Origin of the sequence: Paludibaculum fermentans (genome assembly GCF_051172195.1) — a bacterium.
GTDB lineage: Bacteria > Acidobacteriota > Terriglobia > Bryobacterales > Bryobacteraceae > Paludibaculum > Paludibaculum fermentans_A.
The window spans coordinates 6424801-6450464 of record NZ_JBPJAQ010000001.1; the positions used below are offsets into that span (position 1 = coordinate 6424801).

Genomic DNA, 25664 nt, shown 5'->3' on the forward strand with positions numbered 1-25664 from the left:
CCGATCATGGGTACAGTGATCGAGTAGAAAGCAAGGTCCGGGAAGGTCGTAGAACTATTCCGATCCATCCTTTTCGGAGCTTTCCGTCCGGCGCGGCGGGTGTAGGTCTTTTCCTGCTACGGGTGATTGCCGCCTTAGCGTTAGGATGGACCGGGTACAGGCTGTTTTACGATTCCGCGGAAGAAGCGGCGCGGGTCTTGACACTTCCGCACCTGGTCGGAACTCTGTTTCTGCTGCTAGGCATCATGATGATTGTGGGCTTCGCGACGGCGCTATCGGGCATTCTTGCGTGCGCGCTCCTGCTCGTTTCGTTCGTTTGGCTGGCGCTGCCGACCGAAGGTCTGTCCGCCACGGCTGGCGGTCTATCGCTGGTTTTGGTGCTGGTTGGGCCTGGTTACTATTCCGCCGACCGGCGGTTATTTGGGTGGCGCCGTGTCGAAATCGAGCGCAGTGGGCGAAAGTCCAAATGGTGACCAGCGCGTCGATGTTCCAAGGCAGTTCGGCCTAGCCGCTCCGATTCAGGATGATCCAGGTTTCGGCCTCCTTGGATGAGGGCATTCTGGTGTTGACTACCCAAGCCCCGAAGAAATCCACAACAGTTGCTCTGCCTGCTGCATTTGGCGGACACGGCCATCACGGTGCTCGCCAACTGTTCGACACGGCGTCTGCTCCTCGTAGCGAGTCGCGCGCTGATGGACTGCGTTGGTCCCACGATGGGTTTGGCTTTAAAGGGCCACCTCGCTCCGGATGGCTCCAAGGCGCCATGGAAGCAGATGTGCATGTATAGCAGAGGTTGGGTGGTTCCCGGTGACTCAGCGGACCGAGTGCTGAGCAAACCACTCCGAAGCGGCGCAGATTCAAAAATGCACGCGCTTGAATGAGTACCGAAGGGAGATGGGAATCAGTGAAACGACGAGCTTTCCTGAGGAGCCCCACTGGTTGGATGGCTACCGTAACCGGACTTACAGTTGCAACAGGAAGTACAGGAGAGGTCCAAAGCCTTCAACAACCCGCTGACTTCGGACCGTCCCTATTCCGGCCGCCAGATTTCAGAAAGTAGAAGCCGGCGTTCCTGATACTCAAATGACCCGCGAGGCGACGGGCCTGCTTCGAGAACTCAGTACACCTCTGTTGTTTAACCATTCTCACCGTGTCTTCTTTTGGGCCAGGGAAATTAGCCGACACAACGGCAAGCCCTTCGATATGCAACTGCTCTTTATCTGTTCGGCGTTTCACGACTTCGGACTCCTTAAACGATTCAGCAGTGCAACCGATCGCTTTGAGGTTGACGGCGCCAACGCTGTTCGCCAATTCCTGACGACTCACCAATGTAATTACGGCGAGCATGCTGGTCAGTGCGTTCACGGTGACGAAAAGGCAGGCTGTGCCAGAGACTGAAAGCGTGATCCCAAAGCCGAGGGCCGTCCAAGGGCTCAGCCTGCGGGCAGCAAGGGGACGCTTCCACGTTCGCCGCATCTGCGCATCGAAGCCGCGTTCAAGATATTGGTTCAGAGCCCCCGTGCCGCTGGCTACCAACAGTGTGCCTGACAAAGCGCCCAGCAGTCGTGCGGCAGGAAAAGGGTGATTATTTGGACAACCGAGGTAGAAGCCGGCGAACGTCGCAATTACGATCAGAACGTTGACTTCCGGCTTTGTCAGAGCCAATAGGTCGACAACAGCGGCCAGTACCAAGCCGAATGGAGACGGACGCGCGTGCACTTCAAACTCGGGTGCTGAAGCAGAGGATCCGTCCATCGCTAAACACCCGTCTGGACCGCGACTTTTCGTTCGCCGGATAGGAGCTTACCCGTCACAACAAGCGCCGGGATCAAGTAGGCAAACGTGACGGCAACCCACATCAGCGCTGCTGCCAGCACCTGGTCTTCGAGAGGCTCCAGTCCGAAGTGTCCGCCTCCGTGCAAGTAAGGCCTGTACACGACGTAGCCACAAAACGCCAGGAATGCGGATAGAGCGTCGCAGGGCAACGTGGCGATCAACAGATACACCGGAACCAACCAGCGGATCGAGTTTGCTACGCTGAGCCACAGCTGAATTACCGGCCACCAAAAGAGAATTCCTGCAACGAAAAAGGTGACCTGCTCGAACGTATGCCACCAATGCGACCGCAGCGCCATCTCAAAGACAGCGGGAACATGCCAGACGATCACGGTTAGCGTTCCTGCGAGCCAGCAAAAGACCGGATGAGGGTGCCATCGAACGACGATCGAGCGCGCTCCGAGCAGAATCAACGGCCCGGCCACCAACATGATTAAAAGATGCTGCACCATGTGTGCGGTCAAGAGGTGATGGTCGAGATGGGACAGGGGCGACGCAATCGCGATCCATAACACGCCGGCCCCCAGCGCGCTCGAGAGGTGTTTCACGGCTGCACTCCAGCGTTACGGGATGCGTCCTGAGCCGGAGCCTGGCCCGCGGGATGGAGTGCCTTGAGGAACGCCACCAAGGCGGTGGTCTCAGCCGGGTTCAAGTTATTTCTGTATGCTGGCATGTTTCCGCCGCCTTGCAGCACCTGGCGCACGAGTTGGTCCTCCGTCAGGCGGACGGCGACCGCATCCAGAGCCGGCCCTCGCTTGCCGCCGCCCCCGCCGATCGCGTGGCAGTTGTGGCACTGTTTCGATTTGAAGACGAGCGCCCCCTGTATTTGTACGGGCGTCCGCCCGCTCAGAAACCGCATGGGGATCGGCGTCCCGGTCCCCGCATCCATTGCCGGACTCCACGGCGCATGGCTTGCCAGATTGGTGAACGTACCCAACGTCACAGCCACCAATAGAATCGTCAGAACCGCGATGGGGCGGCGCTTCCAACTCTTCTCACCCTCCCCCGAGAAAAACGGCAGCGCCAGTAGGCCGATCAAAACGAACACAGGTCCGATCAGCAGAGCCGGGGTTTCGAGCGCTGGCGGTAGCAGGGATAGAAGCGCATACAGCCACAAGAAGAAGAAATCGGGGCGTGGGGTCGCTTGTATTACCCGGGGATCGGGCTGACCAGATGGGCCGAAGGGACCGAAATACAAGGCACAGGTGGCGATGCAAAGTAGAATGAATCCGGAGAAAGCCGCGTCCTTCCACACGCCGTACGGCACAAATGGCACTCCGTCCGTCCGCGTCAGGACGTGGTACTTCTCCAGGTAGTCGGACCGCCGCACCAGGCGTCCGGGCATAGGCCACTCATTGATGCCCAACTTGAGCACGAGCAATACATGCACCGCCACGAACAGCGTTAGCATTCCGGGTACGACAAAGACATGCAGTGCAAAGAAGCGGGAGAGCGTTGGGCCGGCAATAATCGGACCGCCCAAGACTAGCGTCACCAGCGCCGGTCCCAGCACCGGCACGCGGCTGACAATCGAAGCTCCGATTCCCAGGCCCCAGTACGCATCTTCGTCGAATCGCAGCACCTGCCCGGTGAAGGCCATCCCGAGAGTCAGGAGCAGCAGGAAAATGCCAAGGATCCAAGTCAGTTCTCTGGGATACTTAAATGCTCCAAAAAGAAAGACCTGGACCATGTGAAGCAGCACAATGGCCAGCATGAAATTCGATCCCCAGCCGTGCAGGGCCCGAATGAACCACCCGAGGGTTACCTGGTGGTTCAGGATCTGCAAACTATCCCAGGCTTCACTCGCCGAGGGCACATAAATCAGTGCCAGAAGTACTCCTGTCACGAGTTGCAGCCCGAAGACTGTCAGTGCAGCGCTGCCGAAGACGTAGAACCAGCTTGCCGTATCCCGCGGGATCGGGTGCTCCATGGTTGCGCGGATAGGCGCTCCGAGCTGAAGCCGCTGATCGAGCCAGCCGCCAAGTTTTTGCATCAGGCGCATTGCTGACTCCTGCTGCAGGGCTTCTGACGAATGTCGGCCGAAAGACCGGGCGTGGGCATCTCGCCTGCCTGAATTTGCAGGTTGCCGTCAAGGATCTTGAAAGGGTATTGGAACAAACCGCGCACCGGAGGCCCGGACGCGCGTGCGCCGTCGGCATAATACACTCCACCGTGGCAGGGACACATGAACAGGCCGGACTGCGGGAACCAGCGCACGGGGCAGCCCAGGTGCGCGCAATTGATCGCGAATACCTGGAAATGGTCGCCATCAGTGTGACGCACCCAGCACGGGATCTCGGCGGTTTCTACATCCCCGGTATGGGTCACCGGATTGTGGTACGTCGCCAAGCGAGTCTCGCCCGAAGGGAACTGATTGATCGAGCCCAACGAAACCCAGCTTTCATAGCCCGCTTTCCGTCTTCGAGTGACGGGAGCAAGCAGGTAGCCGACCACCGGTACGGCCAGCAGCGCGGCAACCAGACCGTTGAACACCATCGCAATTTTCAGGAACATCTCCCGCCTGGAAAGGCCGGTGGGTACAGTCATTCAGAACCTCCTGCACGTTTCAATTGCGATGACAGCGGCGTCCGCTGTGTGACGAGCCAGCCGACAAGGTCAGTAACGTCGGTGTCGGAGAGCGGCTGGGCGTGGGTTCGCCAGTCGGGCATGCCCAGGTGCGGCATTCCCGTGATGACGACCGTGCGCAGGTGCTGATCGCTCACCAGCGCAAGAAACGAATTGTCGGCTATGGTCCGTGCCCCGCGGCCATCGGGACCATGGCAGGCAGCACAGTTGGCCTTGAATACACTGTGGCCCCGCGCTGGGTCGCCCGGCTCAGAGGATGCATAAGCCGGAGGCCTGTCTTTTCCGAACACGCCAACCCTCCCCCAATGAGTTCGAATTCCATGCACGAGGATCTCGATCTGCGCGGCGGTTAGAAACCCGCCCGCCTCCCGGGCGAACGCCGGCATCGCGGTTCCCGGTCTGCCCGCCTCCACGACGCGCCGGATGGTAGCGTCGTCGGCGATGGCGAGGTAAATGGGACTACCTATTCCAACGGTCAATCCTCCCTCTCCCTTCACCCCGTGGCATCCAGAGCAGTTCTGGGCATAGAGCACCCCGAAATCAGTAACTTCACTCGGGCGAATGGCGCGTGCTTCCGGTGCCGGCCGGCCGGGCATCCTGCAGGATGCGAGGCCGAAGATGGCGGTGAGAGCCAGCTTGCGATACTTCACCGCCGCAGGTCCTCCTGCTGTTCCGGCAAGAGACCGGAAGCTTCGATACCCATACGGACGACCAGCGGGGCGTTCTGCCGGGTGGGAATTCGCTCGTGTGCCGAGACCACAATACCTGCTACGAGTCCAAACCCAATTTGCGATGCTACAAACCACTCCCAGTGGATGTGCTGCTTCATTACAGGGTTGATGATTGTCAGACCGCCGGCGATCAAGCCGGACCACAGCAATGGCGCCACGAAACCGCCCAGCAGAACTGGGTGACGTGGGAGCATTGGCAGCATTGTTCCGTAAAGCAGCCCGACGAGAAGCGAGATCAGCAGGTGGATTGGGAGGGCAGCCAGGAGACGATAGATGTGGAAAGTACCGAGTTCTGTGGAGGGTTGCGTCGAGATCGCGGGAAACAATCCCCCTACCAGAAGGTTCATCGCATACCAGATACCGTTGCCGCTCACTAGCCCGTAGGCAGCGGCCAGTAGTGCCATCACCACACCGCCGGCAACACCGCCTTTGACTCCAGCAGAAACCGGATGGACTGCGATCGGCAGCCAGGCGTGCGAGCCTGCGCCCAGGACGCATTCCACGGTTTTCCGTGACGTCTCAATGACGATCTCTTCAGGAACAAACGACGTCCATTCGTGCGCTTCGACCGGTAGAACCTGGCGGAACCAGCCAACCCCGCCTGCCAACGCCAGAACAGCACCCAGTATGCCCACCGAAGCCGCCGTGACAAGGCTTGCGGCTACCAGCGTCAATCCAAAAGCCAGGACTATTGGCCAGGCCGTTGGGGCAGGCATTCCTACCTTGCTTTCGCTGTCCATTGCTCCTCCTCTAAACTCCAATGACGTACACGACCAGGAACACAACCACCCAGGCAGCATCCACGAAGTGCCAATACATCGACAAAATCTCCAGGCGTTCCGCGTGCTCTCGGCGCAAGCGCGCAGTGAAGTAAAACAGCGCTACGGTAATCAGACCCAGCAACCCCATGGTCACGTGAAAGGCATGAAGACCAACCAGCGAGTAATAAGTCGTACCAAAAAGGTTTGTGCTCACCGTCAGTCCTTCTTGCAACATAAGGTAGGCCCACTCGCGCGCAGTTCCATACAGGAATGCGCCCCCCAGAATAATCGTGAGTAGCCAGCCCCGCGCAAACGCCGCCATATTTCCAGCAATCAACCCGCGCACGGCCGCGTGGACGGTGAGACTGCTCGCGAGCAGGCAAACCGAAAAGAAGATCGGTGCATGAAGAACATCTCTGGGCTTCGGACCGGTAACGCTTTTGCCGATGTAGAAAAGATAAGCCACGACAAAGATGGTGAAGATGGCTGTCTCGGCGCCGATTAGGCAATACATTCCTACGCGTCCGCGCGACGGAAGCCGCCAGCCGGCATACGGGCCATTGAGACCTTCAGGCAATGCGCTCATCGCCTACTCGTACCTCCAATCCGGATCTTCCGGGTGCTTCAGATCCCACAGCGGCCGCCGGCTGCGTACCGTCGGAATGACGGCGAAGTTATACGCCGGGGGTGGCGAAGTGGTCGACCACTCCAGCGTCCACGCGTCCCAGGGATCGTGTCCGGCTGTCTTGCCGCGGAAGTAAGACAGGATCAAGTTGGCCCCAAATACCAGGATTCCAGCTGCTTGGAAGAAAACACCTATAGTCACGATCAGATTCCAGATGTCCCAGCCGCGGCCGGGTTCATAGGTGTAAATCCGGCGTGGCATCCCCAAGAGCCCCGGGATGTGCATGAAATCGAAGGTGAGATGAAAACCAATCAGAAACAGCCAGAAGTGCAGTTTTCCGAGCGGTTCGCTGTACAATTTCCCGGAAGCCTTCGGGAACCAATAATAGAAGGCGGCGAATGCCGCGAATAGGATTGCCCCCACGATAACGTAGTGAAAGTGTGCCACAAGGTAATAGGAGCCACTGAGTTGCCAGTCGAACGGTGCAACGGCAAGGGTGACGCCCGTCAGTCCCGCGATCAGAAACTGGAACAGGAAGGCAACGCAAAACAGCATCGGCGTGGCAAAGCAGATCTTGCCTCCCCACATGGTGGCTAGCCAGTTGAAGATCTTAATTCCGGTCGGTACTGCAATGGCCATCGTCGAAAGCACAAAGAATGTGTTCGCTCCCGAAGTCATTCCAACCGTAAACATGTGGTGAGCCCAAACGCTCATGCTGATAAATCCAATTGCAACGGTCGCCATCACCATTACCGGATAACCGAAGATGGCCTTTCGCGAGAACACGGGGATGATCTCGGAAGCGAATGCGAAAGCGGGAATTACTAGTACGTAGACTTCGGGATGTCCGAAGACCCAGAAGAAGTGCATCCAAATAACAGCCGAGCCGCCGGCCTGTGTATCGAAGAAATGCCCTCCCAGATATCGGTCGATCAACAACATGAGTTGGGCGGCGGTGAGCGGGCTGATCGCCAGAATCACCAGGCCAGCCATCGTCAGGTTCAGCCAGGCAAGAAGCGGCATCCGGCCCAGGGTCATACCCGGACAGCGCATACATAGAATCGTCGCGATCAGGTTGACCGCCGTGCCTACGCTCCCGATGCCGGAAACCAGTAGCGAGAGGGTCCAATAGTCCGTGCTGTGCCCCACGGAAAAGGTCTTGGCCGTGAGCGGAGCGTAAGCGAACCAACCCACGTCAGGAGCGCCTCCGCCCCCGTAAAGACCGTTCCCGCCAAGAAAGCTGAAGTAGAGCAACAGTCCGCCCAGGGCGGTCATCCAGAAGCTGAACGCATTGAGGCGGGGGAACGCCATGTCTCGCGCGCCAATCATCAGAGGCACAAGATAGTTCGCAAACCCGAACACCAGGGGCATAGCCACAAAAAAGATCATGGTCGTGCCGTGCATAGTGAACATTTGATTGAAGACCTGCGGCGAAACGAGATCATTGTTCGGGCGGATCAGTTGCAACCGCATGATGGTTGCTTCGATACCGCCTATGATCAGAAACACCATGGCGAAGAAGATATAAAGCAGCCCGATGCGTTTATGGTCAACGGTCGTCACCCACTCGTGGAGGCGCAGTGTCAAAGGGCTGGACGCCGGAAGCTCGGATATTCCTGTGGTGGACATCAGCGCAGAGTCTCCAGGTAGGCAGCCACGCTCTCGATATCTTGGTCGCTTAACCCCATCGCCGGCATCTTCGACCCCGGCTTGATGGCATCGGGATTCCTGATCCAAAGCCGCAGTTGGTCATGATTGTTGGGCGCGGCACCGGAGGCTATAGTGTCGCGGCTCATGAGGTGCGTCAGGTCCGGGCCAAAGGTGCCTTTTGCCTGCGTGCCCGACACGGTATGGCAGTTGACACACGCAGTGGATTCGAAGACGCGCTGTCCAGCCGATGCCGGCGTGGCCGGTGGCAATTGCTGTTGCTGACGCACCCAGCGATCGAACTCCTCCGGCGTTTGGACGTAGACACGCAACAGCATTTTGGCGTGCTGGGTTCCGCAATACTGAGCGCACTGTCCAAGGTAGAGGCCCGGCGCGGGCGGGTCGAACCATAAGCTGTTAGGGTGATTCGGAATCAGGTCGGCCTTGCCCGCCAGACGCGGCACCCAGAAACTGTGGTTGGTGTCGGCCGAGAGCAGCGTTAGGAATGTGGGTGACGGATGCGCAGGGTTGCTCACCGGAACGTGAAGCTCATTGGCCGTCACTATGTTCAATTTGGGATAGCGAAATTCCCACCAGTACTGGTGACCGGTGACAAGCACTTCCATCGCTGCGGGCGGGCGGGGAGCATTCTGAACCGACGCAATCACCCGTGCGGCTGCCAGAAAGAGCGCGACGACAATGAGCACCGGAATGATCGTCCAAATCAGCTCGACCTGGGTGCTTCCGTAGATCTGTGCGGGTTCGGTGTGGTTGTCGGAGCGTTTGTTTCTGAACTTAACAATTGCGTAGGTGAGCAGAGCGGAAACCACAATGAAGATCGCCGCGCATGTCAGCACCACAAACATTGACAGGCCGAAGATTGATTCAGCGGGAGTGGACGCCGGAGCGAATATATTCGTTGGGCTCATTGGGACAGCTGATTCCTTCTTTCAGTAAACGTACTGGCCTCATTTCTGTGGCTTGCTCCAACGAACCGCCGCGTGCTCGGCCAACGCCGACCGCATGTCATTGCCTCATGGCGAGTCCACTTGTCGAAGACTGCAACCTGCCGTTCGTCGATTCCCGCGAGTCTGATCCGTGAATTTCTCGACGCCGACAGCGTGGTTCCCTGAAGGCAGATTGCGTCAGAACGGCGTTCTCAGGGAGCCTATCGGCGCAGTGCCGGTGAGTCGGCGACCGGCACATAGCAGGGGGAAGCCTGGTCCGTGATGCCTGGCGATCCCTATTTCAATCCCACTCAGCCATTTGCACGAACCCCTGTTGCGCCAGTTGGGACATCCTGGCCATTGCGTCGGTATTGCCCTTGATGCCTGGAAGCAAATCTGCGTTTCCCCAACCGTGTACGGCCGCCGTCGCGCCACACAGTTCGACCCGGACGCCGCGGCCCATCAAATCGGCAATCAGGCCCTTGTACGGGTTGCCGGTCGCGATCATCCGTTCATCATTGTAGGAGACGTCATTCAGTGTCACGTGGCCGGCGTTCGTGTGAAAGACCGCCACGACTTCCGCGCCGCTGTTCCAATCACGTATGTCATTCGAGATGAGTTGAAGATGAAAGATGCAGGCCGGCAGGTCACCCTCAAAGGCGAGGCTGGCAATACTGAACGCGATCTTCAGTTGCTCCAGCTTGATTGGTATATCTATTTGCAGTGCTTTGTTGGTGTTTGTCATGCGAGGATTCCTAAACTCCTTGGAATACGAGTGTGGTAAAGAACCGGGGCGTGATCAGAAACTGTCCCCACCGGGAGTCGTATTCGGCCGTCGGCTTCGCGGCGACCACGTTTGTTGGGATCGCATCGGCGGGCGCGGCCGCGATGCCCGGCTTCGAGACGGTGTAGCCGGCATCTATGAGCACTTTGCCGTCTTTCCCGGTCAACACAACGATGTTCCCGCCGGAGCCATCAAGAACACTTATATTGCGGCGGATCGATAGAATATTGATCCTGGCATTCACTGCCGCGGAGAGCATTGTCTGAACGATTCGGCTGCCATCGTTCTGTGCATGGAGAGAACGGGGTGCGATCACCGCCGCACCGGCAGATGGGCCCGCAGTGGCGAGGAGTGCCCCGCGCGAGGTGATCTTACTACGAGCGTTCATAGCGTCCTCCGCTTCCAGGCATGCCACTAGGAATGCAAGAATGCGGCCAATCCCGCGCGTGGCTTCAGGCCTCTTAGCCGAGTGATTTCAACACCGCGCGACGTTCGCCGGCGGGTTGTTCAGGGCTTTTGACGAACCAGTCAGTCATGTGTGTCGGCAGGTGGACATTTGGAGGGCCTCTGTTAGCTCGCTCAACATGCCGCTGCAGTCCATGTAAGCTCCCAGGAACCTCACTGGTAGGATCCCGCGGCATCCATAACCGTCGGGATGAGCCTGCACGTTTGCCAGACGTCAGCTCGGTTGATATTTATCTGATCGTGGATCCTCTGACTGAACAAGCCAGGGGCAACAGTATCCTCAATCTCGTCCGGAAAGTGGAGCACCTACGATTCTCGGAGTGGAGGACTTGTTCCCGGAGAACCGCTCGAAGCCGCTGATCCGAAGCAAGCGCCAGCGGGATCAGGAAAGGTCCTGGCACAGTCCTGGCGCAGTTTCAGACGGGAGAGAGACCACGCGAGGGCAGGGAACCAGGCAAGTTCTTAGGAATCAATCGTGGGAATGGTGGGCGCGGCAGGACTCGAACCTGCGACCTCCTGCGTGTGAAGCAGGCGCTCTAACCAACTGAGCTACGCGCCCTAAGGCGTGAAACTTCAGTGTACAACAGCACCCACCCCGCTTGTCCACAGGGGGAGAGAATCCGCCCTTGGACAAAATCCCTGCCCATGATAAGCTCTCGCCCATGAGGATCTTACGATGGGCTCCGGCCCTCTTCATCACTCTGTCGGCGCCGCTTGCCCTCCACGCGCAGACTTACGGCGAGAGCGGTGACGTCCCCTATGTGCCAACTCCTCAACACATTGTCGAAGCCATGCTGAAACTCGGCAATGTCCAACCCGGCGACGTCGTCTTCGACCTCGGCTGCGGCGACGGCCGCATCGTCGTCACCGCCGCTGAAAAATTCTCGGCTACCGGCACCGGCATCGACCTGAATCCCAAGCGGATCGCCGAAGCCAACGAAAACGCCCGTAAAGCCGGAGTCACCGACAAGGTGAAGTTTATGGAGCAGAACCTCTTCGAGTCCGACGTGAGCAACGCCTCCCTGGTCACACTGTACCTGCTGCCGGAAGTGAACGTGAAACTGCGCCCCCGCCTCCTGCAGCAGTTGAAACCCGGCGCCCGCATTGTCTCCCACAGCTTCGACATGGGCGAGTGGAAACCAGATAAACAGGTCGACGCCGATGGCCGGATCCTCTATCTCTGGACCGTCACCGACAAGGCCAAAGCGGAATTCGCCAACAAGCCCGAAGCCGGTGTCGCCGTCCACTGACCGTCAGGCATGACCCAGCCGCGCGATCCCGCGTATACTGCATTTGACGTTCCCTCTCATCCCTGTCCGACTAGGAGCCATTGCCGAATGAACCGCCGAAGCTTCCTTCACACCGGCACCGCCGGGCTCGCCGCCCTGAACGCCTTCGCCGACGACAAACCCAAACGTGTAGGCCTGATCGGCACCGGCTGGTATGGCAAGTGCGACCTCCTGCGCCTCATCCAGGTGGCACCCGTCGATGTCGTCTCCCTTTGTGATGTCGACCGTAAGATGCTTTCCGAAGCCGCAGACATCGTCGCTTCCCGCCAGGTGTCGAAGAAGAAACCCCGCACCTTCGCCGACTATCGCCAGATGTTGAAGGAGAAAGATCTCGACATCGTCCTCATCGCGACACCCGATCACTGGCACGCCCTCGCCATGATCGAGGCCGTGAAGTCCGGAGTCGATGTCTACGTCCAGAAGCCCATCAGCGTCGATATCACGGAAGGCGAAGCGATGCTCGCCGCCGCCCGCAAGTACAAGCGCGTGGTCCAGGTGGGCACGCAGCGCCGCTCCACCCCCCATCTCATGGAGGCTCGCGACGAAATCGTGCGCTCCGGCAAGCTCGGCAAGATCGGACTCGTCGAGATCTGCTGCTACTACCCGATGCGCGCCCGCGGCGACGCCCCCGACATTGCTCCGCCCGAGAATCTCGACTACGAGATGTGGACCGGACCTGCGCCGATGCGCCCTTATAATCGCCTCATCCACCCGCGTTCCTGGCGCGCTTTCATGGAATACGGCAACGGCATCGTGGGCGACATGGCCATCCACATGTTCGACATGGTGCGTTGGATGATGGATCTCGGCTGGCCCACCAGCGTGTCGTCCGAAGGCGGCATTCTCATGGACAAAGCCAGCAAGTCGAACATCTCAGACACGCAAACCGCCACATTCGACTACCCGGATGTGAAGATCGTCTGGACCCATCGCACGTGGGGCCAGCCGCCGGACCCGAAATACACCTGGGCTGCCACCCTCTACGGCGACAAGGGCACTCTCAAAGCCAGCGTGATGAGCTACGATTTTACGCCCGTCCAAGGCACGCCCATCCACAAGGACGTCACCTACGAGTTCGAGCAGTATCCCGAAGACCGCACCGAGAAGGATCTTGAACGCCACTGCGCGCCCGCCATCCGCGGCCACATGAAGAACCTGCTCGAAAACATCGCTTCCCGCGGCAAGCCGGTCGCCGACATCGAACAGGGCCACATCTCCACGGCCAGTTGCATCCTGGCGAACCTGTCGATGAAGCTGGGCCGCTCGCTGAAGTGGGATCCGGTGAAGGGCAGGGTAGTGGGTGACGAAGAGGCCAATAAGCTGCTGACGCGGGCCTACCGCAAGCCCTGGGTCCATCCCACGGCCGCCAACGTCTAGACACAAAAATGGGGATGCCCCGCTAAGGCATCCCCACTTCCAACTGAAAACGATCTAACTAGTTCAGTTCGTAGCCGCGGAAGAACCACGCCAGCTCAATGGCCGCGTTCTCCTGGCTGTCCGAGCCGTGGCTCGCATTGCGGCCGATGTTCGCGCCGTAGAGCTTGCGAACCGTGCCGGCTTCCGCCTTCTCCGGATTCGTAGCACCCATCACTTCGCGCCACTTGGCGACTGCGTCCTCACGCTCCAGAGCCAGCAGGATCACTGGACCCTCGGTCATGAAAGAGATCAGTTCCTCGAAGAAGCCCTTGCCCTTGTGGACGGCGTAGAAGCCTTCGGCGATGGGCCGCGTCAGGTGCTGCTTGCGCAGCGCGAGCACTTTAAATCCGTTCTTTTCGATCAGGGCGAGAATGTTGCCCGCGTTTCCGTCCGCAACGGCGTCCGGCTTGATAATGGCGAATGTGCGTTCCATAGTTCCTTAAAGCTTGAGTGCTGCCTTGGCGCGATCGCCGAGATCGGCGGGCGTCGGGCATACGATAATACCGGCGTCTTCCATGGCGGCCATCTTGTCGGATGCCTTGCCGGAGCCACCGGAGATGATTGCGCCGGCGTGGCCCATGCGGCGGCCGGGCGGCGCGGTCTGGCCCGCGATGAAACCGATGACCGGCTTCTTCACGAACTCTTTCACATACGCGGCGGCGAGTTCCTCGGCGTTGCCGCCGATTTCGCCGATCATGATAATCGCTTCGGTGGCCGGATCCTCATTGAACAACCGCAGCGCATCGATATGCGTCGTGCCGATAATGGGATCGCCGCCGATGCCGATGCAGGTGCTCTGGCCGATGCCGAGTGCCGACAATTGGCCCACGGCTTCATAGGTCAGGGTGCCCGAGCGCGATACGACGCCTACCGGACCGGCCTTGTGAATGTGGCCGGGCATGATGCCGATCTTGCATTCACCAGGCGTAATGATGCCGGGGCAGTTGGGACCAATCAGCCGGGTGCCCGGCTTGGTTTTCAGATACTGCCAGGCCTTCACCATGTCCATCGCCGGAATGCCTTCCGTGATGCACACCACCAGGGGCAGGCCCGCGTCCGCGGCTTCCATAATGGCTTCCGCCGCGAAGGGCGGAGGCACGAAGATCACAGTGGCGTTGGCGCCTGTGGCATTCACTGCTTCCGTGACGGTATCGAAGACGGGCCGCTCCAGGTGAGTCGTGCCGCCCTTGCCGGGCGTGACGCCACCCACAATGTTGGTGCCGTAGGCGATCGCCTGCAGGGCGTGGAAGGTGCCTTCCTTGCCCGTGAAGCCCTGCACGAGCACGCGCGTGTTCTTGTTGACCAGTACGCTCATGGTTGGGATCCCTTTCTACTGCGCGAGCGCGACGACCTTCTCGGCCGCGTCCTTCATGCCGTCGGCCACCGTGAAGTTCAGGCCGGACTCCTTCAGGATCAGGCGCCCTTCCTGCACGTTGGTGCCTTCCATGCGAATCACCAGCGGCAGGTTCATGCCCAGCTCGCGTGAGGCATCCACCACACCCGCGGCCAGCGTGTCGCAGCGCAGGATGCCGCCGAAGATGTTGATCAGCACGGCCTTCACGCTTTTGTCATCCATCAGGATGCGGAACGCGTTCTTGATCTGTTCCTTGTTGGCTCCGCCGCCAACGTCCAGGAAGTTGGCCGGACTGCCGCCCGCGTACTTGATGATGTCCATCGTGGCCATGGCGAGGCCCGCGCCGTTCACCATGCAACCCACGCTGCCGTCGAGCTTGATGTAGTTGAGGCCGAACTTCGAGGCCTCCACTTCCAGCGGATCCTCTTCGTTCAAATCGCGCAGTTCAACCAGATCCTTATGCCGGAACATGGCGTTGTCGTCGAAGGTGACCTTCGCGTCCAGGGCAACCACACGGCCGTCGGAAGTGAGCACCAACGGGTTGATTTCAGCCAGGGACGAATCGGTTTCGACGTACGCCTTGACCAGGGCCTGCATCGTCTTCACCGCGGCGCCCACACTGGCGGCGGGGATGCCGATACCGAAGGCCAGCTTGCGCGCCTGCCAGCCCATCAGGCCAGCGCCCGGATCAAAGGCTTCCTTCAGGATCAGTTCCGGCGTCTTCGCGGCAACTTCCTCGATGTCCATGCCGCCAGCGGCAGAGGCCATCATGACGAGCTTGCCTTGCGCCCGGTCCAGGACGATGCCGACGTACAGTTCCTTCTCGATCGGCAGCGTCTCTTCCACCAGCAGGCACTTCACCAGCCGGCCTTCCGGCCCCGTCTGGTGCGTGATCAGCGTCATCCCCAGGATCTTGGCGGCCACTTCAGCCGCGGCCTCCGCGTTGTCGGCCAGCTTAACGCCGCCGCCCTTACCGCGTCCGCCCGCGTGGATCTGTGCTTTGACGACCACCCGGCCGCCGAGTTCCACCGCTATCGCTTTGGCCTCATCCACGCTGAGTGCCATGCGTCCGCGCGGTACTGGAACCCCATACTTGGCCAAGATCGCCTTGGCTTGGTACTCGTGTATTTTCATAGGAATCCGCTTGTGGTAGGCTCGAAAGAAGCCCCGAAATCCAATATAGCATGCCGTTTTTGCCCCTCCTGCACCGCCTCCTGAACAGGGAAAGTCTGCCCGCGGCGGATGCCCGCGCAGCCATGTCCGCCATCCTGGCCGGAGAAGCCTCCACCCCCCAGATTTGTGCCTTCCTGGCCGCCCTGCGAGTAAAGGGCGAAACCGCCGATGAGATCCTCGGCTTGGCGCAGGCCATGCGCGACAGCGCGGTGCGGATCGACCACGGAATTACAGACCGCATCGTACTCGACACCTGCGGCACCGGGGGCGATAATCGCGGCACCTGCAATGTCTCCACTATCGTCGCCATCGTCGTGGCCGCCTGTGGAGTGCCCGTCGCCAAACACGGCAATCGCTCGATGTCATCCCTCTGCGGCAGCGCCGATCTTCTCGAGGCGCTGGGCGTGAAGATGCTGACAGATCCGGCCGCCATCGCCCGCTCCATCCGCGAAATCGGCTTCGGCTTCCTCTTCGCCCCGGTGCTGCACCCGGCCATGAGGAACGTCATGCCGGCCCGCGCGGAACTCAAGACCAAGACCGCCATGAATCTGCTGGGCCCGCTCACCAATCCGGCTGGAGCGACCGCCCAGCTTGCTGGCGCGCCTTCCCTGCAGGCGGCCGAACTGATGGCGGTCACGCTCGCCGCATTGGGTCTCGAACGCGGCTATGTCGTGCATGGCTTTGATGGCCTGGACGAGGTCACCACCACCGCCCCCACCCACATGCTGGCCATCACCAAGGGCGCCATCGATCACCGTGAAATCACGCCCGAGGAGTTCGGTGTGCCACGGGCGACCATCGAACAGTTGAAGGGTGGAGACATCGCCACCAATCGCGACATCGCCGTGGCTGTGCTGAGCGGTACGCCAGGCGCCTATCGCGATATTGTCCTGGTGAATGCCAGTGTGGCGCTGAGGGCAGCCGGCAAGGCTCAGTCCTTCCAGGAGGGCATGGAAATCGCCGTCGCGGCTATTGATTCCGGCGCGGCGCTTACGAAGCTGCGGCAGGTGGCGGAGTTCAGTCAGGGCGCGTAACGCGCGCCCGCGCTTACATTGAGCCCGTGTGACGCTTCAGGATCTGTGGGAGATTGGTCGAGAAGGCAGAACGCGCCAGCACCATGTTGGCGCCTGCATCCTGTGCCTGTTGCTTCAACTCCCCCTGTACGTGCGAAACAAACCCAATCAGCGACACGCGCTTCAGATCCTCAATCGCCTTGAAGTTGGTAATCACGGAGACTGCGTTCACCGAGTGCGCATTGAGGTCCAGGATGACGAGCAGCGGCTGCTCGGCGACGCTCTTTTCGAGAACGTCTTTCTCTGACTTGAGAAATTCACAGGTCAGGCCGGCGCGTTTGGCGGCGTCGTTGATCTTCACGACGAAGAAGAGGTCGTCAACGACCGCGAGTATCTTGGTGGACTTGGGCATGGGAATTCAAAACAGACGGCAGGAAATTTGATTTTAGCTGCAATGGGGGCTGCGGGCAAGCGCCCCCCCTGCTCATGCTAATGTAGGCGCATGGCTGGGACCTATCCTCTCGAGGACCCGCTTCGCTACGAAAAGCCGGTTTCTCCTTCGGCTATTGTCATCTTCGGCGCGAACGGCGACCTCACCAAACGAAAGCTGTTGCCCGCCCTCTACAGGCTGGCTTACGAACGTCGTCTGCCCGCTGGATTCGCAATCATCGGCATCTCCAGGACCGAGATGACCGACGATCAGTTCCGCGAAAAAATGCGCGAAAGCGTGGAACACTTCCTGGAAGACAGCCCTTTCGACGCAGATCTTTGGACCAACTTCGCGAAGGGCCTTTTCTATGTCAGCGGCGACCTCGCAGACGCCGCCATGTACACCGCCCTGGACGCCAGGCTCAAGGAGATCGAAGTCAGCCGCCAGACCGGCGGCAACGTGCTCTTCTACCTGTCGACGCAGCCCAGCTACTATTCCGCCGCCGCCGCCGGCCTGGGTGCGGCCGGCCTGCAAAACCCTTCCACCCCTGGCGCCTGGCGCCGGCTCATCGTTGAAAAACCGTTTGGCCACGACACCGCCAGCGCGGCTGAACTCAACACCAACCTCCAGGCTGTCTTTCCGGAGAATGCGATCTATCGCATCGACCACTACCTGGGCAAGGAAACCGTCCAGAACATCCTGGCGTTCCGCTTCGGCAATGGCATCTTCGAACCCCTCTGGAACCGCCGCTACGTGAACCACGTGCAGATCACCGCGGCCGAATCCATTGGCGTCGAAGGCCGCGGAGCTTACTACCAGGAAGCCGGCGCGCTCCGCGACATGATCCAGAATCACCTGCTCCAGGTGATGGCCACCATCTCGATGGAGCCGCCCGCCAGCTACGAACCCAACGCCGTCCGTGACGAGCGCGCCAAACTCCTGCGGTCCATCCGGACCCTCAAGCCCGAAGAAGTGGCTACCCATGCCGTGAAGGGCCAGTACGGTCCCTCGAAAATCGGCGGCGCCGATGTGCCCGGCTTCCGCCAGGAGCACGGCGTCGATCCCGAAGCGCAGACCGATACCTTCGCGGCCATCACCGCGACGGTGGAGAACTGGCGCTGGGCCGGGGTTCCGTTCTACATCCGCACCGGCAAGCGCCTGCCCAAGCGCGTTACCGACATCGCCATCCAGTTCAACCAGGCGCCCCTGTCGATTTTCGAAGGCGAGACCGGCCAGCAGTGGCCCAACCTGCTGGTGGTCCGCATCCAGCCGGAAGAGGGCATCTCCCTGCGCTTCTTTTCGAAACTGCCGGGCGCGGGCATGAAGCTGCGTCCCGTCACGATGGACTTCAACTACGGCACCAGCTTTGGCACCCGCACGCCCACGGCCTACGAAACACTGCTGCTGGACGCCCTCGAAGGCGACGCCACCCTGTATACCCGCCTCGACATGGTCGAAGCCAGTTGGAACGTCGTCCAGCCCATTCTCAACGTCTGGAACGAGACGAAGTTCGAGTTTCCAAACTACGCCGCGGGGACCTGGGGCCCGGCTGCGGCAGACGACATGCTGGCCGCCCGCGGCCATGTCTGGAGGGTTCCGTAATGGCCGATCCATCAGTTATCGACGCGGGCCAGCTCCTCAAGGAGCTGGACAATAGCTGGCGATCCATCGGCAAGTCAGAAGGCTCGGGCGTACTCCGGGCCTGTGCCATGACCTTGCTGGTCGTCGTCCGGGCGGAAGAGGATCCGCAGGTTCTGGGCGAAACGCTGGCCGAGATCATGCACGAGCATCCCAACCGGACCATCGTGATCCGTGTCGGGGAAGGGAACGCGCCGGTGGAGGCCCGTACCACGCTCCAGTGCTGGATGCCCTTCGGCCGCCGCCAGCAGATCTGCTGCGAGCAGATCGACATTTCGGCAACCCGCGACAATCTGTCCGCCGTCCCGCCCATAATCTTCGGCCTCATGGTGGCTGACTTGCCCGTCGCTCTCTGGTGCCGGGATCTCTCGCTGGCATCGCTCGAAGAATTACGCCCCGTCCTGCGCCTCGCCGGCAAAGTCATGGTGGATAGTTCCTCCCAGCGTGACGCCGTCAAGGCTCTCGAGTGCCTCAAAAAGCTCTCCGGCGGCACCTGGACCCTCGCTGACCTCACCTGGGCCCGCATCACGCGCTGGCGCGAGACCATCGCGCAGGTGCTGCGGCGCGGGGAACCCATGGAATGGTGCGAGGTCACTTACGCTGGCAAAGGCATCTCCACGGCCGCCGGTTACCTGGCCGCCTGGCTGAAGCGCGTATCTGGCTCCGACGTCCCGTTGCGCTGCGAAGACGAGGAATGTCCCCCCGCCGGTATGGGGCGCATCCGGGCCGTCCGCCTGCAGGGCGGCAGCCAGGTGGTTTCCCTGCGCCGCACGGGACGGACCTCGCTCAGCATTGAAGCCGGCCGCATGGGTTCCACCGCGGTCTTCCCGCTGCATACGGACTCCATGCTGCTTCACGAGGAATTGAACGTCTTCGGACGCGATCCCCTGTTTCAGGACGCGCTGGCGACCCTGCCGGAGGTCGTGCGCGGATGACCGACCGCATCCACGTCTTCAGTGATGCCCAGGGCGCGGCGGAAGGCTGCGCCCGGGCTATCGCTGATCGCCTGAACGAAGCCATCGCTGCCCGCGGCATTGCTACGCTTGCTGTTTCAGGCGGCAGCACTCCCAAGCTCATGTTCCGGGAGATGTGCTCGCTGGCCCTCGATTGGTCGAGAATCCACCTCTTCTGGGTGGATGAGCGCATCGTTCCGCCCGATGACGAACAGAGCAACTACCGCATGACCCGCGAGAACCTGATCATTCCGGGCCAACTGCCTGAGAGTCAGGTGCATCGGATTCACGGCGAAATCGAAGCCAATTCGGCGGCAGCGCTCTATCGCAGCGAAATCGAAGCCATATTGGGCGCCGAGCCGCTTTTCGATGTAGTCCAATGCGGCGTGGGCGACGATGGCCACACCGCATCCCTCTTTCCAGGCGAACCAATGCTGGCTGACCGCACCGGACTCGTCGCCGCCCTGTGGGTTGCCAAGAAGAACCAGTGGCGCGTCACGCTTCTGCCCAAGCCGATTCTGGCGGCCCAGACCCTCTACGTCCTTTCCAGTGGGGCCGACAAAGCCACAGCCGTCCAGTCTGCCTTGCAAGGTCCCGCCAATCCGCTGGGCGTCCCCTCTCAGCTTCTGCGCGACGCTGAATGGTTCAGCGACGCCGCCGCCGTGCAACATCTTGCGTAATGTACGAAGTTCTTCGTTGACAGTACGAAGGACTTCGTATAACGTCGGGATGTGAGACCAACGTCAGCGGAATTAGAGATCCTCGGAGTGCTCTGGGAGCAGGGCCCGAGTACCGTCAGGCAGGTTCATGAAGTGCTGGAGGCCCGCAAGCCCACCGGCTATACCACCGTCCTGAAACTCCTCCAAATCATGTCGGAAAAAGGACTTGTGGCGCGGGAGGAATCTGCCCGCGCCCATGTCTACCGCGCCGCGCTGCCACGCGAGACCACCCAGGGCCAGCTTGTGGGCGACCTTGTCGACCGTGCTTTCGGCGGCAGTGCCGCGGAGCTCGTCATGCGCGCCCTTTCCACCCGGCCCGCGTCTCAGGAAGAACTGGACGAGATTCGCAGGATGTTGGATTCCTATCGCGGAGGGGCCGTATGATCTACCGGGACGCCCTCGGTTGGGCTCTCATTCACTTCCTCTGGCAAGGCACCGCCATCGGCCTGGCGGCGGCCGTCATTCTCACCAGGCTGCGCCGTCCCGAGACCCGCTATCTCCTGTGCTGTGCGGCTCTTGTGGCGATGATCGCGGCTCCGGCCCTCACCTTCGCGGTCCGCCTCTCCGGCCCGGCCGTTACCCCACTGGTCCTGGAGGGGACAGCAAAGATCAGCATCGACGCCCCGTTGCCGCCACCCAGCATGTGGGAACAGTTGGCCGGTTTCCTGGACGCATGGCTGCCCAATTTGACGGCTGCCTGGTGTATGGGAGCTTGCCTGCTGCTGTTGCGCGCGGCCGGCGGATGGTGGTGGGCGCTGCGCCAAACCAAGGCGCGCCAGTTGCCGCTGGACCCCCACTGGCTGGCCCAGGTGGAGCGCCTCCGTGTTCGCATGGCCATACCCGGCATGGTCCGCGCCTTCGCCTCCTCCACCGTCCTGGTCCCCCAGGTTTTCGGCTGGTGGAAGCCCGTGCTTCTGCTGCCCGTCTGCGCCCTGGCCCACATGGCTCCGGAACATCTGGAAGCGCTGATAGCGCACGAGTTAGCGCATGTCCGGCGCCGCGACTATCTGGTCAACCTGCTGCAGACCGTGGTGGAGAGCCTGCTCTTCTACCATCCAGCCGTGTGGTGGGTATCGGGCCGGGCGCGGCTGGAACGCGAGATGTGTTGTGACGAGGCGGCCGTCGAGGCGTGCGGCGACCGCCTGCTGTATTCCACCGCTTTGCTGCGGTTGGAGGAATCGCGAATTGAGTTTGCCATGGCCGCCACTGGCACCGGACTGAAAGATCGAATCGGGAGACTACTTGGCATGGAAGAACGAAAGAACGGAATATCCCCGGCCTGGCCGGCTGTCGCGCTCGTCTTATGCGGCGGGCTGGTCTGGGCTCAACTCGCGCCACCGGCCCCGCCGGCTCCACCTGCTCCGCCGCCGCCGGCAGCGGCGAAGAACCGGAAGCAACCTCCGCCTCCGCCTCCCCCGCCGCCCGTTCCCGAGGCACCGGAACCCGGCGCGGCCCCAGCCCCTCCTCCACCTCCTCCGCCCCCTCCTCCGCCGCCTCCGGCCGTGATCGCCGGGGTAGTGGGCGGAATCCCGGGCGGAATCGAGGGCGGGATTCCGGGCGGAGTCGTCGCTGGCGAAGACGCCCAGGATCAGGCGGAGTTGCAGGAACAACTGGCCCAGGTCCAGGCCAACATCGCCAGGCTCGAAGAGCAGCGCGCACGGCTGCAGGCCCAGTTGAGCCGACAGTCCGCCGCCAGCGCATCGATGGAGTCGGAACAGGCAAAACTCCAGATGCAGCGGGACAAGCTGGAACACGAAGCCGCCTCTGAAATGCGTCTGCAGAACAAACACGAAGCCGAGGAAGCGGCCCGCCTGAACCAACAACTTCTGCATGAGATGGCCAAGACCAAGCACGAGGCCGAGATGGCCGCCCAGGCCGCTAAACACGAGCGGGCCATGTCCATGGTCGAAATGGACCAGGCCAAACGCCAGGCCGAAGCCGCAGCCGCCGAACGGGAGCGCCGTATCGAATTCGCGAACCAGAAGTTCAAGGAAGCAGGCCGGCGCGGGTCGGATACGGACCGTGGCAAGTACTACATCCAGCACGGTCCCCCGGACCAGGTTGACGTGCAGCCCGACGGCGAGACCTGGAGATACCAGGAGGGCCTGATGGTCACCTTTGATCCGAAAGGCAAGCGCCGTTCGATCAAAGGCGGGGTCTAGGGAACGCAGCAACAGACGTAAAAATGGCCGGGCTCCGTAATGGGCCCGGCCTTTTTGTGTTCAGTCGGATAGGCGGTTTGGATAGGCAGGTTCAATGGAAAACCGCGCTCCGGCGCATGTCCGGAGCGCGGTTGACAGTCTAAACCAGGACAGGACTACTTCTTCGGAGCCTTCTTGCCGCCCTTCTTGGCGTCCGGATTCACGAAGTTGGTTTCGATCGTTCCACCCACCAGTTGAAGCAGGCCTTTGGCGGCCTCGACGTTCGGCCCGGTCGGGTCGAGCTCGAGATATTTCTCGCAGGCTTCCTTCATGCCGGCCGGCGCAACGGGCTTGTCACCCTGCAGGGTCATCTTGCCGCTCAACGCGCTGCAAAACTGGAACCAGGCCGGAGCATACTTCGGATCCAGCTCGGTGGCTTTGCGGAAAGCTTCGACGGCAGGATCGGTCTGGCCGGTGTTGATCAGCACCGCGCCCAGGTTGAACATGTACTTGCCGCCGCCCGCGGGTTCGAGGGAGACAGCCTTTTCCAGTTCAGCCTTGGCTTCCGGAATCTTCTTCTGGGCCGCGAGCACCAAGCCGTAGTTGTTGTGCAGGCCCGCGTCGGCGGGTTGCAGTTCCAGGGCCTTGAGGTAGTTCTCGGCGGCACTGTTCAGCGAGGCTTCCTTGTCGGCGCCCGACTGGGTCTTCGCCAGCAGGTCATGGGTCGCCGCCAATTGAATCCAGACCGCGGATTGCTTCGGATCCAGTTCACCAGCCTTCTTGAACGATTCGATGGCGGTGGGGTAATCCTTCGCTTCCTTGGCAGTCATGCCGGCATTGTAAGCGTCGTTCAGTGCTTTGTTCTTCTGCATCTGAGCGGAGCGCTCTTTCAACTGCTTCTCATAGGCGGCCTTCTGCTCGGGGGTCATTTCCTTCGCCAGTTCCTGGCTGATCTGACCGGTTTCGGCAGCCTTCTGAGCAGCCTGGCGCTGGGCGGCCATCTTGCGGAGATCGAAGATGACTTCCTGGGGTTCGCCCATCTGGCTGCGGATTCCGTTCACCGCATCCACCACCTGACCATTGATTTCGCAATTGATCACGAACTGACCGGGCACTGGCATGCCACTATAGGTCCATTCGCCCTTCTTGTTGGTCTTGGTGTTCCAATTCCCCTTGATGTCCTTGCGTTCGATCTTGATGACGGCGCCTTGAATGCCTTTGCCGTCCTCACCGATAACTTTGCCAGTAAATGTGCCCATCTGGCCAAAGGCCAAACCTGCCATGACGAGGCATGTGGCCGCCGTCAGGGCCGCTTTGCGGAGCTTGCGCAACATAAGAAAGAGACCTCCAACTCTGAATCGTACCTATCCAAACATAAGGTTACTACAACGCGATTCCGCGTTGCCAGACGAATTCGTAGAGTTCCGGCCGCCGCCGCTGTTACTTATTTCAGATGCGGCGGCCGGGACGGAAGTTGCCCGGCCACGAGGACTATGGAAGGAATTGCGCGAGGTAACCACCACTCTGCAACAGGGCGGCCTGCCGCAGCTCGAGGTTACCCTCGTAGGCCCGGTCTTCCACTTCAATACATACCGGACCGTCGTAAACCTCTGTTAACACAGAGAATAACTTGCTCCAGTTCACGTCGCCCAGCCCCGGCAGTTTCGGCGTATGGTACTGGTTCGGATACGCCAGCAGACCCACTTCGTTCAGGCGGTCCTGGTCGAGCCGGGCGTCCTTGGCATGAAAATGGAACAGCTTCGCCTTAAATTCGCGCAGCACTCCGACATAATCCATACCCTGCCATACGAAATGGGACGGGTCGAAATTTAGGCCAAAATTGTCCGATGGGATGTCGTTGAACATGCGGCGCCAGATCGCCGGAGAGGTGGCGAGGTTCTTGCCCCCGGGCCATTCGTCACGCGTGAACGACATGGGGCAGTTCTCAATCGCAATCTTCACGCCGTTGGCCTCGGCCAGGGCAATCAGCGGCTTCCAGGTCTTCAGGAAACGGGGCCAGTTCTCATCGACACTCTTCACGTGGTCGCGGCCAATGAAGGTATTGACCACCGGCACCCCCAGCAGCGCGGCCGCCTTGATCACCTTCTTGAGGTGGTCTGTATACACCTTGGCTTCGGCCAGATTCGCAGTGAGCGGGTTGGGGTAGTAGCCCAGTCCGCTGATGGAGACCCCTGCCTCGGCGCACTCTTCCTTAATACGGGCGGCGTCGGCCTTCTTCATGTCGACGACGTCGATGTGGGTCACCCCGGCGTAGCGGCGCTCCGCTTTCCCCTTGGGCCAGCACATCAGCTCCACACAATCGAATCCGCTCTCAGCGGCGAATTCCAGCACCTCGGTGAGCGTCTGGTCCGCGAGAATCGCGCTGACGAATCCCAATTTGAGCATTCAGTAATCTCCTTAATAACCTGAGGGCGCCGCGGCGCCTCGAAAATCGATGGCGGGCAACCCGAGGCGTTGACGGGCGTCCTCCAGCATGGAAGCCGTGCGGGTTGCGCCGCAGCGGGTGACACCCAGCGCGCGCACGCGCAGCAGGGCGTCCAGATCGCGAATGCCCCCGGCCGCCTTGACCTGGACTCCAGCCGGCGAATGACGGCGCATCAGGCGAAGGTCATCGTCCGTTGCCCCGGACGGAGCATACCCGGTCGAGGTCTTCACCCAATCAGCCTGCAGTTCAGCACAGATTTCGCACAAGCGGATCTTCTGTTCATCATTCAGGTAAGCATTCTCGAAGATGACCTTCACCTTCTGTCCGGCGGCATGCGTGGTCTCGACGACGGCCTGGATGTCGTTGGCGGCATAGGCCCAGTCGCCGCTCAGCACGGCGCTGATATTCACCACCATGTCCAGCTCTTCCCCTCCGTCGGCGAGGGCCTGGCGGGTCTCCGCAAGCTTGATTGCAGTGGAGTGACAGCCGTGGGGAAACCCAATGGTGGTGCTGGCTTTCACGCGGCTGCCGCGCAACCGTTCAGCACAGTGGCGCAGCGCATAAGGCAGAATGCAGACGCTGGCGGTGTCGTAGGCGAGGGCGAGACTGATGCCGTGCTCCAGATCGTCCCACTTAAGGGTCGGGTTCAGAAGGGAGTGGTCGATCATCTTCGCGACGTCTTCGTAGGTGTAGTCGAGTGACATGGCGAT

At 60.8% G+C, this 25664-nt stretch carries 27 protein-coding genes and 1 tRNA gene; 9 read left to right on the forward strand and 19 right to left on the reverse strand.

The features are described 5' to 3' along the window. The first annotated feature begins 197 nt into the window (after positions 1–197). A complete protein-coding gene (locus ACR9Y2_RS25810) occupies positions 198–473 on the forward strand; it encodes a hypothetical protein (RefSeq protein WP_435044598.1) in 276 nt (91 codons plus the stop codon). Positions 474–1002: 529 nt separating this feature from the next. On the opposite strand, the gene ACR9Y2_RS25815 is transcribed toward ACR9Y2_RS25810, so the two are convergent. From ACR9Y2_RS25815 to ACR9Y2_RS25870, 12 genes are all read right to left on the reverse strand, one after another. Then, a complete protein-coding gene (locus tag ACR9Y2_RS25815; protein ID WP_435044599.1) occupies positions 1003–1755 on the reverse strand; it encodes a UbiA family prenyltransferase in 753 nt (250 codons plus the stop codon). A 2-nt stretch (positions 1756–1757) separates the two neighbouring features. After that, a complete protein-coding gene (locus ACR9Y2_RS25820; RefSeq protein WP_435044600.1) occupies positions 1758–2384 on the reverse strand; it encodes a cytochrome c oxidase assembly protein in 627 nt (208 codons plus the stop codon). Further along, the gene (locus ACR9Y2_RS25825; RefSeq protein WP_435044601.1) at positions 2381–3838 is read right to left on the reverse strand and encodes a cytochrome b N-terminal domain-containing protein; all 1458 of its coding nucleotides are present in this window, start codon (positions 3836–3838) and stop codon (positions 2381–2383) included. The genes ACR9Y2_RS25820 and ACR9Y2_RS25825 overlap by 4 nt, the downstream gene beginning before the upstream one ends. Continuing rightward, positions 3829–4350 carry a ubiquinol-cytochrome c reductase iron-sulfur subunit gene (locus ACR9Y2_RS25830; protein ID WP_435044602.1) on the reverse strand — a complete coding sequence of 174 codons (522 nt, stop codon included), beginning with the start codon at positions 4348–4350 and terminating at the stop codon, positions 3829–3831. The genes ACR9Y2_RS25825 and ACR9Y2_RS25830 overlap by 10 nt, the downstream gene beginning before the upstream one ends. A 29-nt stretch (positions 4351–4379) precedes the next feature. Then, entirely contained in the window at positions 4380–5072 is a 693-nt protein-coding gene (locus ACR9Y2_RS25835; protein WP_435044603.1) for a c-type cytochrome, read from the reverse strand. Beyond that, the gene (locus tag ACR9Y2_RS25840) at positions 5069–5893 is read right to left on the reverse strand and encodes a hypothetical protein (protein ID WP_435044605.1); all 825 of its coding nucleotides are present in this window, start codon (positions 5891–5893) and stop codon (positions 5069–5071) included. Before ACR9Y2_RS25840 ends, ACR9Y2_RS25835 begins: the two co-directional genes overlap by 4 nt. 10 nt (positions 5894–5903) lie before the next feature. Further along, complete coding sequence (locus ACR9Y2_RS25845) at positions 5904–6500, reverse strand: cytochrome c oxidase subunit 3 (protein WP_435044606.1); 597 nt, start codon at positions 6498–6500, stop codon at positions 5904–5906. A gap of 3 nt (positions 6501–6503) precedes the next feature. Next, on the reverse strand, positions 6504–8168 hold the full coding sequence (ctaD, locus tag ACR9Y2_RS25850; protein WP_435044608.1) for a cytochrome c oxidase subunit I: 1665 nt from the start codon (positions 8166–8168) through the stop codon (positions 6504–6506). Then, complete coding sequence (coxB, locus tag ACR9Y2_RS25855) at positions 8168–9115, reverse strand: cytochrome c oxidase subunit II (RefSeq protein ID WP_435044609.1); 948 nt, start codon at positions 9113–9115, stop codon at positions 8168–8170. Before coxB ends, ctaD begins: the two co-directional genes overlap by 1 nt. A gap of 319 nt (positions 9116–9434) precedes the next feature. Next, on the reverse strand, positions 9435–9878 hold the full coding sequence (locus ACR9Y2_RS25860) for a DsrE family protein (RefSeq protein WP_435044611.1): 444 nt from the start codon (positions 9876–9878) through the stop codon (positions 9435–9437). Positions 9879–9888: 10 nt separating this feature from the next. Then, positions 9889–10305 carry a hypothetical protein gene (locus ACR9Y2_RS25865; RefSeq protein WP_435044612.1) on the reverse strand — a complete coding sequence of 139 codons (417 nt, stop codon included), beginning with the start codon at positions 10303–10305 and terminating at the stop codon, positions 9889–9891. A gap of 559 nt (positions 10306–10864) precedes the next feature. Beyond that, positions 10865–10941 (reverse strand) — tRNA-Val (locus ACR9Y2_RS25870). 103 nt (positions 10942–11044) lie between these two features. Between ACR9Y2_RS25870 and ACR9Y2_RS25875 the strand changes: the two genes are divergently transcribed. Then, complete coding sequence (locus ACR9Y2_RS25875) at positions 11045–11632, forward strand: SAM-dependent methyltransferase (protein WP_435044613.1); 588 nt, start codon at positions 11045–11047, stop codon at positions 11630–11632. A gap of 87 nt (positions 11633–11719) precedes the next feature. Continuing rightward, entirely contained in the window at positions 11720–13048 is a 1329-nt protein-coding gene (locus tag ACR9Y2_RS25880; RefSeq protein ID WP_435044614.1) for a Gfo/Idh/MocA family protein, read from the forward strand. 58 nt (positions 13049–13106) lie between these two features. On the opposite strand, the gene ndk is transcribed toward ACR9Y2_RS25880, so the two are convergent. Genes ndk through sucC form a run of 3 tightly spaced genes read right to left on the reverse strand, consistent with a single transcriptional unit; the run spans position 13107 to position 15575 of the window. Beyond that, entirely contained in the window at positions 13107–13520 is a 414-nt protein-coding gene (gene ndk, locus ACR9Y2_RS25885; protein ID WP_435044615.1) for a nucleoside-diphosphate kinase, read from the reverse strand. Positions 13521–13526: 6 nt separating this feature from the next. Continuing rightward, positions 13527–14402 carry a succinate--CoA ligase subunit alpha gene (gene sucD / locus ACR9Y2_RS25890; RefSeq protein ID WP_435044616.1) on the reverse strand — a complete coding sequence of 292 codons (876 nt, stop codon included), beginning with the start codon at positions 14400–14402 and terminating at the stop codon, positions 13527–13529. Between the two features lie 15 nt (positions 14403–14417). After that, on the reverse strand, positions 14418–15575 hold the full coding sequence (gene sucC / locus ACR9Y2_RS25895) for an ADP-forming succinate--CoA ligase subunit beta (protein ID WP_435044617.1): 1158 nt from the start codon (positions 15573–15575) through the stop codon (positions 14418–14420). 50 nt (positions 15576–15625) lie between these two features. Between sucC and trpD the strand changes: the two genes are divergently transcribed. Then, a complete protein-coding gene (gene trpD, locus ACR9Y2_RS25900) occupies positions 15626–16648 on the forward strand; it encodes an anthranilate phosphoribosyltransferase (RefSeq protein ID WP_435044618.1) in 1023 nt (340 codons plus the stop codon). A 13-nt stretch (positions 16649–16661) separates the two neighbouring features. Here trpD and ACR9Y2_RS25905 read toward each other — a convergent pair whose 3' ends face one another. Then, positions 16662–17039: a response regulator gene (locus ACR9Y2_RS25905; RefSeq protein ID WP_194450609.1), complete on the reverse strand. Its 378-nt coding sequence runs from the start codon at positions 17037–17039 to the stop codon at positions 16662–16664. Between the two features lie 90 nt (positions 17040–17129). Here ACR9Y2_RS25905 and zwf point away from each other — a divergent pair, with 90 nt between their 5' ends. From zwf to ACR9Y2_RS25930, 5 genes are read left to right on the forward strand one after another with little or no spacing between them, the layout of a single operon-like run. Further along, on the forward strand, positions 17130–18659 hold the full coding sequence (gene zwf, locus ACR9Y2_RS25910; protein ID WP_435044619.1) for a glucose-6-phosphate dehydrogenase: 1530 nt from the start codon (positions 17130–17132) through the stop codon (positions 18657–18659). Further along, positions 18659–19630: a glucose-6-phosphate dehydrogenase assembly protein OpcA gene (locus tag ACR9Y2_RS25915; RefSeq protein ID WP_435044620.1), complete on the forward strand. Its 972-nt coding sequence runs from the start codon at positions 18659–18661 to the stop codon at positions 19628–19630. The genes zwf and ACR9Y2_RS25915 overlap by 1 nt, the downstream gene beginning before the upstream one ends. Then, positions 19627–20328 (forward strand): 6-phosphogluconolactonase, encoded by a 702-nt coding sequence (gene pgl / locus ACR9Y2_RS25920; protein ID WP_435044621.1) that lies wholly within the window; start codon positions 19627–19629, stop codon positions 20326–20328. The genes ACR9Y2_RS25915 and pgl overlap by 4 nt, the downstream gene beginning before the upstream one ends. A 51-nt stretch (positions 20329–20379) precedes the next feature. Beyond that, on the forward strand, positions 20380–20751 hold the full coding sequence (locus tag ACR9Y2_RS25925; protein ID WP_435044622.1) for a BlaI/MecI/CopY family transcriptional regulator: 372 nt from the start codon (positions 20380–20382) through the stop codon (positions 20749–20751). Beyond that, positions 20748–22529, forward strand: a complete 1782-nt coding sequence (locus ACR9Y2_RS25930; RefSeq protein ID WP_435044623.1) for a M56 family metallopeptidase — start codon at positions 20748–20750, stop codon at positions 22527–22529. The genes ACR9Y2_RS25925 and ACR9Y2_RS25930 overlap by 4 nt, the downstream gene beginning before the upstream one ends. A gap of 155 nt (positions 22530–22684) precedes the next feature. Here the strand turns inward: ACR9Y2_RS25930 and ACR9Y2_RS25935 are convergent, their stop codons facing one another. From ACR9Y2_RS25935 to deoC, 3 genes are all read right to left on the reverse strand, one after another. Beyond that, entirely contained in the window at positions 22685–23842 is a 1158-nt protein-coding gene (locus ACR9Y2_RS25935) for a tetratricopeptide repeat protein (protein WP_435044624.1), read from the reverse strand. A 157-nt stretch (positions 23843–23999) separates the two neighbouring features. After that, complete coding sequence (locus tag ACR9Y2_RS25940) at positions 24000–24914, reverse strand: sugar phosphate isomerase/epimerase family protein (RefSeq protein ID WP_435044625.1); 915 nt, start codon at positions 24912–24914, stop codon at positions 24000–24002. Between the two features lie 12 nt (positions 24915–24926). Further along, complete coding sequence (deoC, locus tag ACR9Y2_RS25945; protein WP_435044626.1) at positions 24927–25658, reverse strand: deoxyribose-phosphate aldolase; 732 nt, start codon at positions 25656–25658, stop codon at positions 24927–24929. Positions 25659–25664: the final 6 nt, after the last annotated feature.

What these genes read in the sequence shown, in the direction of transcription:
- ctaD (WP_435044608.1), bottom strand. Translation starts at nt 8,168, where the DNA reads ATGTCCACCACAGGAATATCCGAGCTTCCGGCGTCCAGCCCTTTGACA.
- deoC (WP_435044626.1), bottom strand. Translation starts at nt 25,658, where the DNA reads ATGTCACTCGACTACACCTACGAAGACGTCGCGAAGATGATCGACCAC.
- ACR9Y2_RS25915 (WP_435044620.1), top strand. Translation starts at nt 18,659, where the DNA reads ATGGCCGATCCATCAGTTATCGACGCGGGCCAGCTCCTCAAGGAGCTG.
- ACR9Y2_RS25905 (WP_194450609.1), bottom strand. Translation starts at nt 17,039, where the DNA reads ATGCCCAAGTCCACCAAGATACTCGCGGTCGTTGACGACCTCTTCTTC.
- ACR9Y2_RS25825 (WP_435044601.1), bottom strand. Translation starts at nt 3,838, where the DNA reads ATGCGCCTGATGCAAAAACTTGGCGGCTGGCTCGATCAGCGGCTTCAG.
- ACR9Y2_RS25815 (WP_435044599.1), bottom strand. Translation starts at nt 1,755, where the DNA reads ATGGACGGATCCTCTGCTTCAGCACCCGAGTTTGAAGTGCACGCGCGT.
- sucC (WP_435044617.1), bottom strand. Translation starts at nt 15,575, where the DNA reads ATGAAAATACACGAGTACCAAGCCAAGGCGATCTTGGCCAAGTATGGG.
- ACR9Y2_RS25930 (WP_435044623.1), top strand. Translation starts at nt 20,748, where the DNA reads ATGATCTACCGGGACGCCCTCGGTTGGGCTCTCATTCACTTCCTCTGG.
- coxB (WP_435044609.1), bottom strand. Translation starts at nt 9,115, where the DNA reads ATGAGCCCAACGAATATATTCGCTCCGGCGTCCACTCCCGCTGAATCA.
- ACR9Y2_RS25865 (WP_435044612.1), bottom strand. Translation starts at nt 10,305, where the DNA reads ATGAACGCTCGTAGTAAGATCACCTCGCGCGGGGCACTCCTCGCCACT.
- ACR9Y2_RS25830 (WP_435044602.1), bottom strand. Translation starts at nt 4,350, where the DNA reads ATGTTCCTGAAAATTGCGATGGTGTTCAACGGTCTGGTTGCCGCGCTG.
- trpD (WP_435044618.1), top strand. Translation starts at nt 15,626, where the DNA reads ATGCCGTTTTTGCCCCTCCTGCACCGCCTCCTGAACAGGGAAAGTCTG.
- ndk (WP_435044615.1), bottom strand. Translation starts at nt 13,520, where the DNA reads ATGGAACGCACATTCGCCATTATCAAGCCGGACGCCGTTGCGGACGGA.
- zwf (WP_435044619.1), top strand. Translation starts at nt 17,130, where the DNA reads ATGGCTGGGACCTATCCTCTCGAGGACCCGCTTCGCTACGAAAAGCCG.
- ACR9Y2_RS25840 (WP_435044605.1), bottom strand. Translation starts at nt 5,893, where the DNA reads ATGGACAGCGAAAGCAAGGTAGGAATGCCTGCCCCAACGGCCTGGCCA.
- ACR9Y2_RS25875 (WP_435044613.1), top strand. Translation starts at nt 11,045, where the DNA reads ATGAGGATCTTACGATGGGCTCCGGCCCTCTTCATCACTCTGTCGGCG.
- pgl (WP_435044621.1), top strand. Translation starts at nt 19,627, where the DNA reads ATGACCGACCGCATCCACGTCTTCAGTGATGCCCAGGGCGCGGCGGAA.
- sucD (WP_435044616.1), bottom strand. Translation starts at nt 14,402, where the DNA reads ATGAGCGTACTGGTCAACAAGAACACGCGCGTGCTCGTGCAGGGCTTC.
- ACR9Y2_RS25860 (WP_435044611.1), bottom strand. Translation starts at nt 9,878, where the DNA reads ATGACAAACACCAACAAAGCACTGCAAATAGATATACCAATCAAGCTG.
- ACR9Y2_RS25880 (WP_435044614.1), top strand. Translation starts at nt 11,720, where the DNA reads ATGAACCGCCGAAGCTTCCTTCACACCGGCACCGCCGGGCTCGCCGCC.
- ACR9Y2_RS25845 (WP_435044606.1), bottom strand. Translation starts at nt 6,500, where the DNA reads ATGAGCGCATTGCCTGAAGGTCTCAATGGCCCGTATGCCGGCTGGCGG.
- ACR9Y2_RS25940 (WP_435044625.1), bottom strand. Translation starts at nt 24,914, where the DNA reads ATGCTCAAATTGGGATTCGTCAGCGCGATTCTCGCGGACCAGACGCTC.
- ACR9Y2_RS25935 (WP_435044624.1), bottom strand. Translation starts at nt 23,842, where the DNA reads ATGTTGCGCAAGCTCCGCAAAGCGGCCCTGACGGCGGCCACATGCCTC.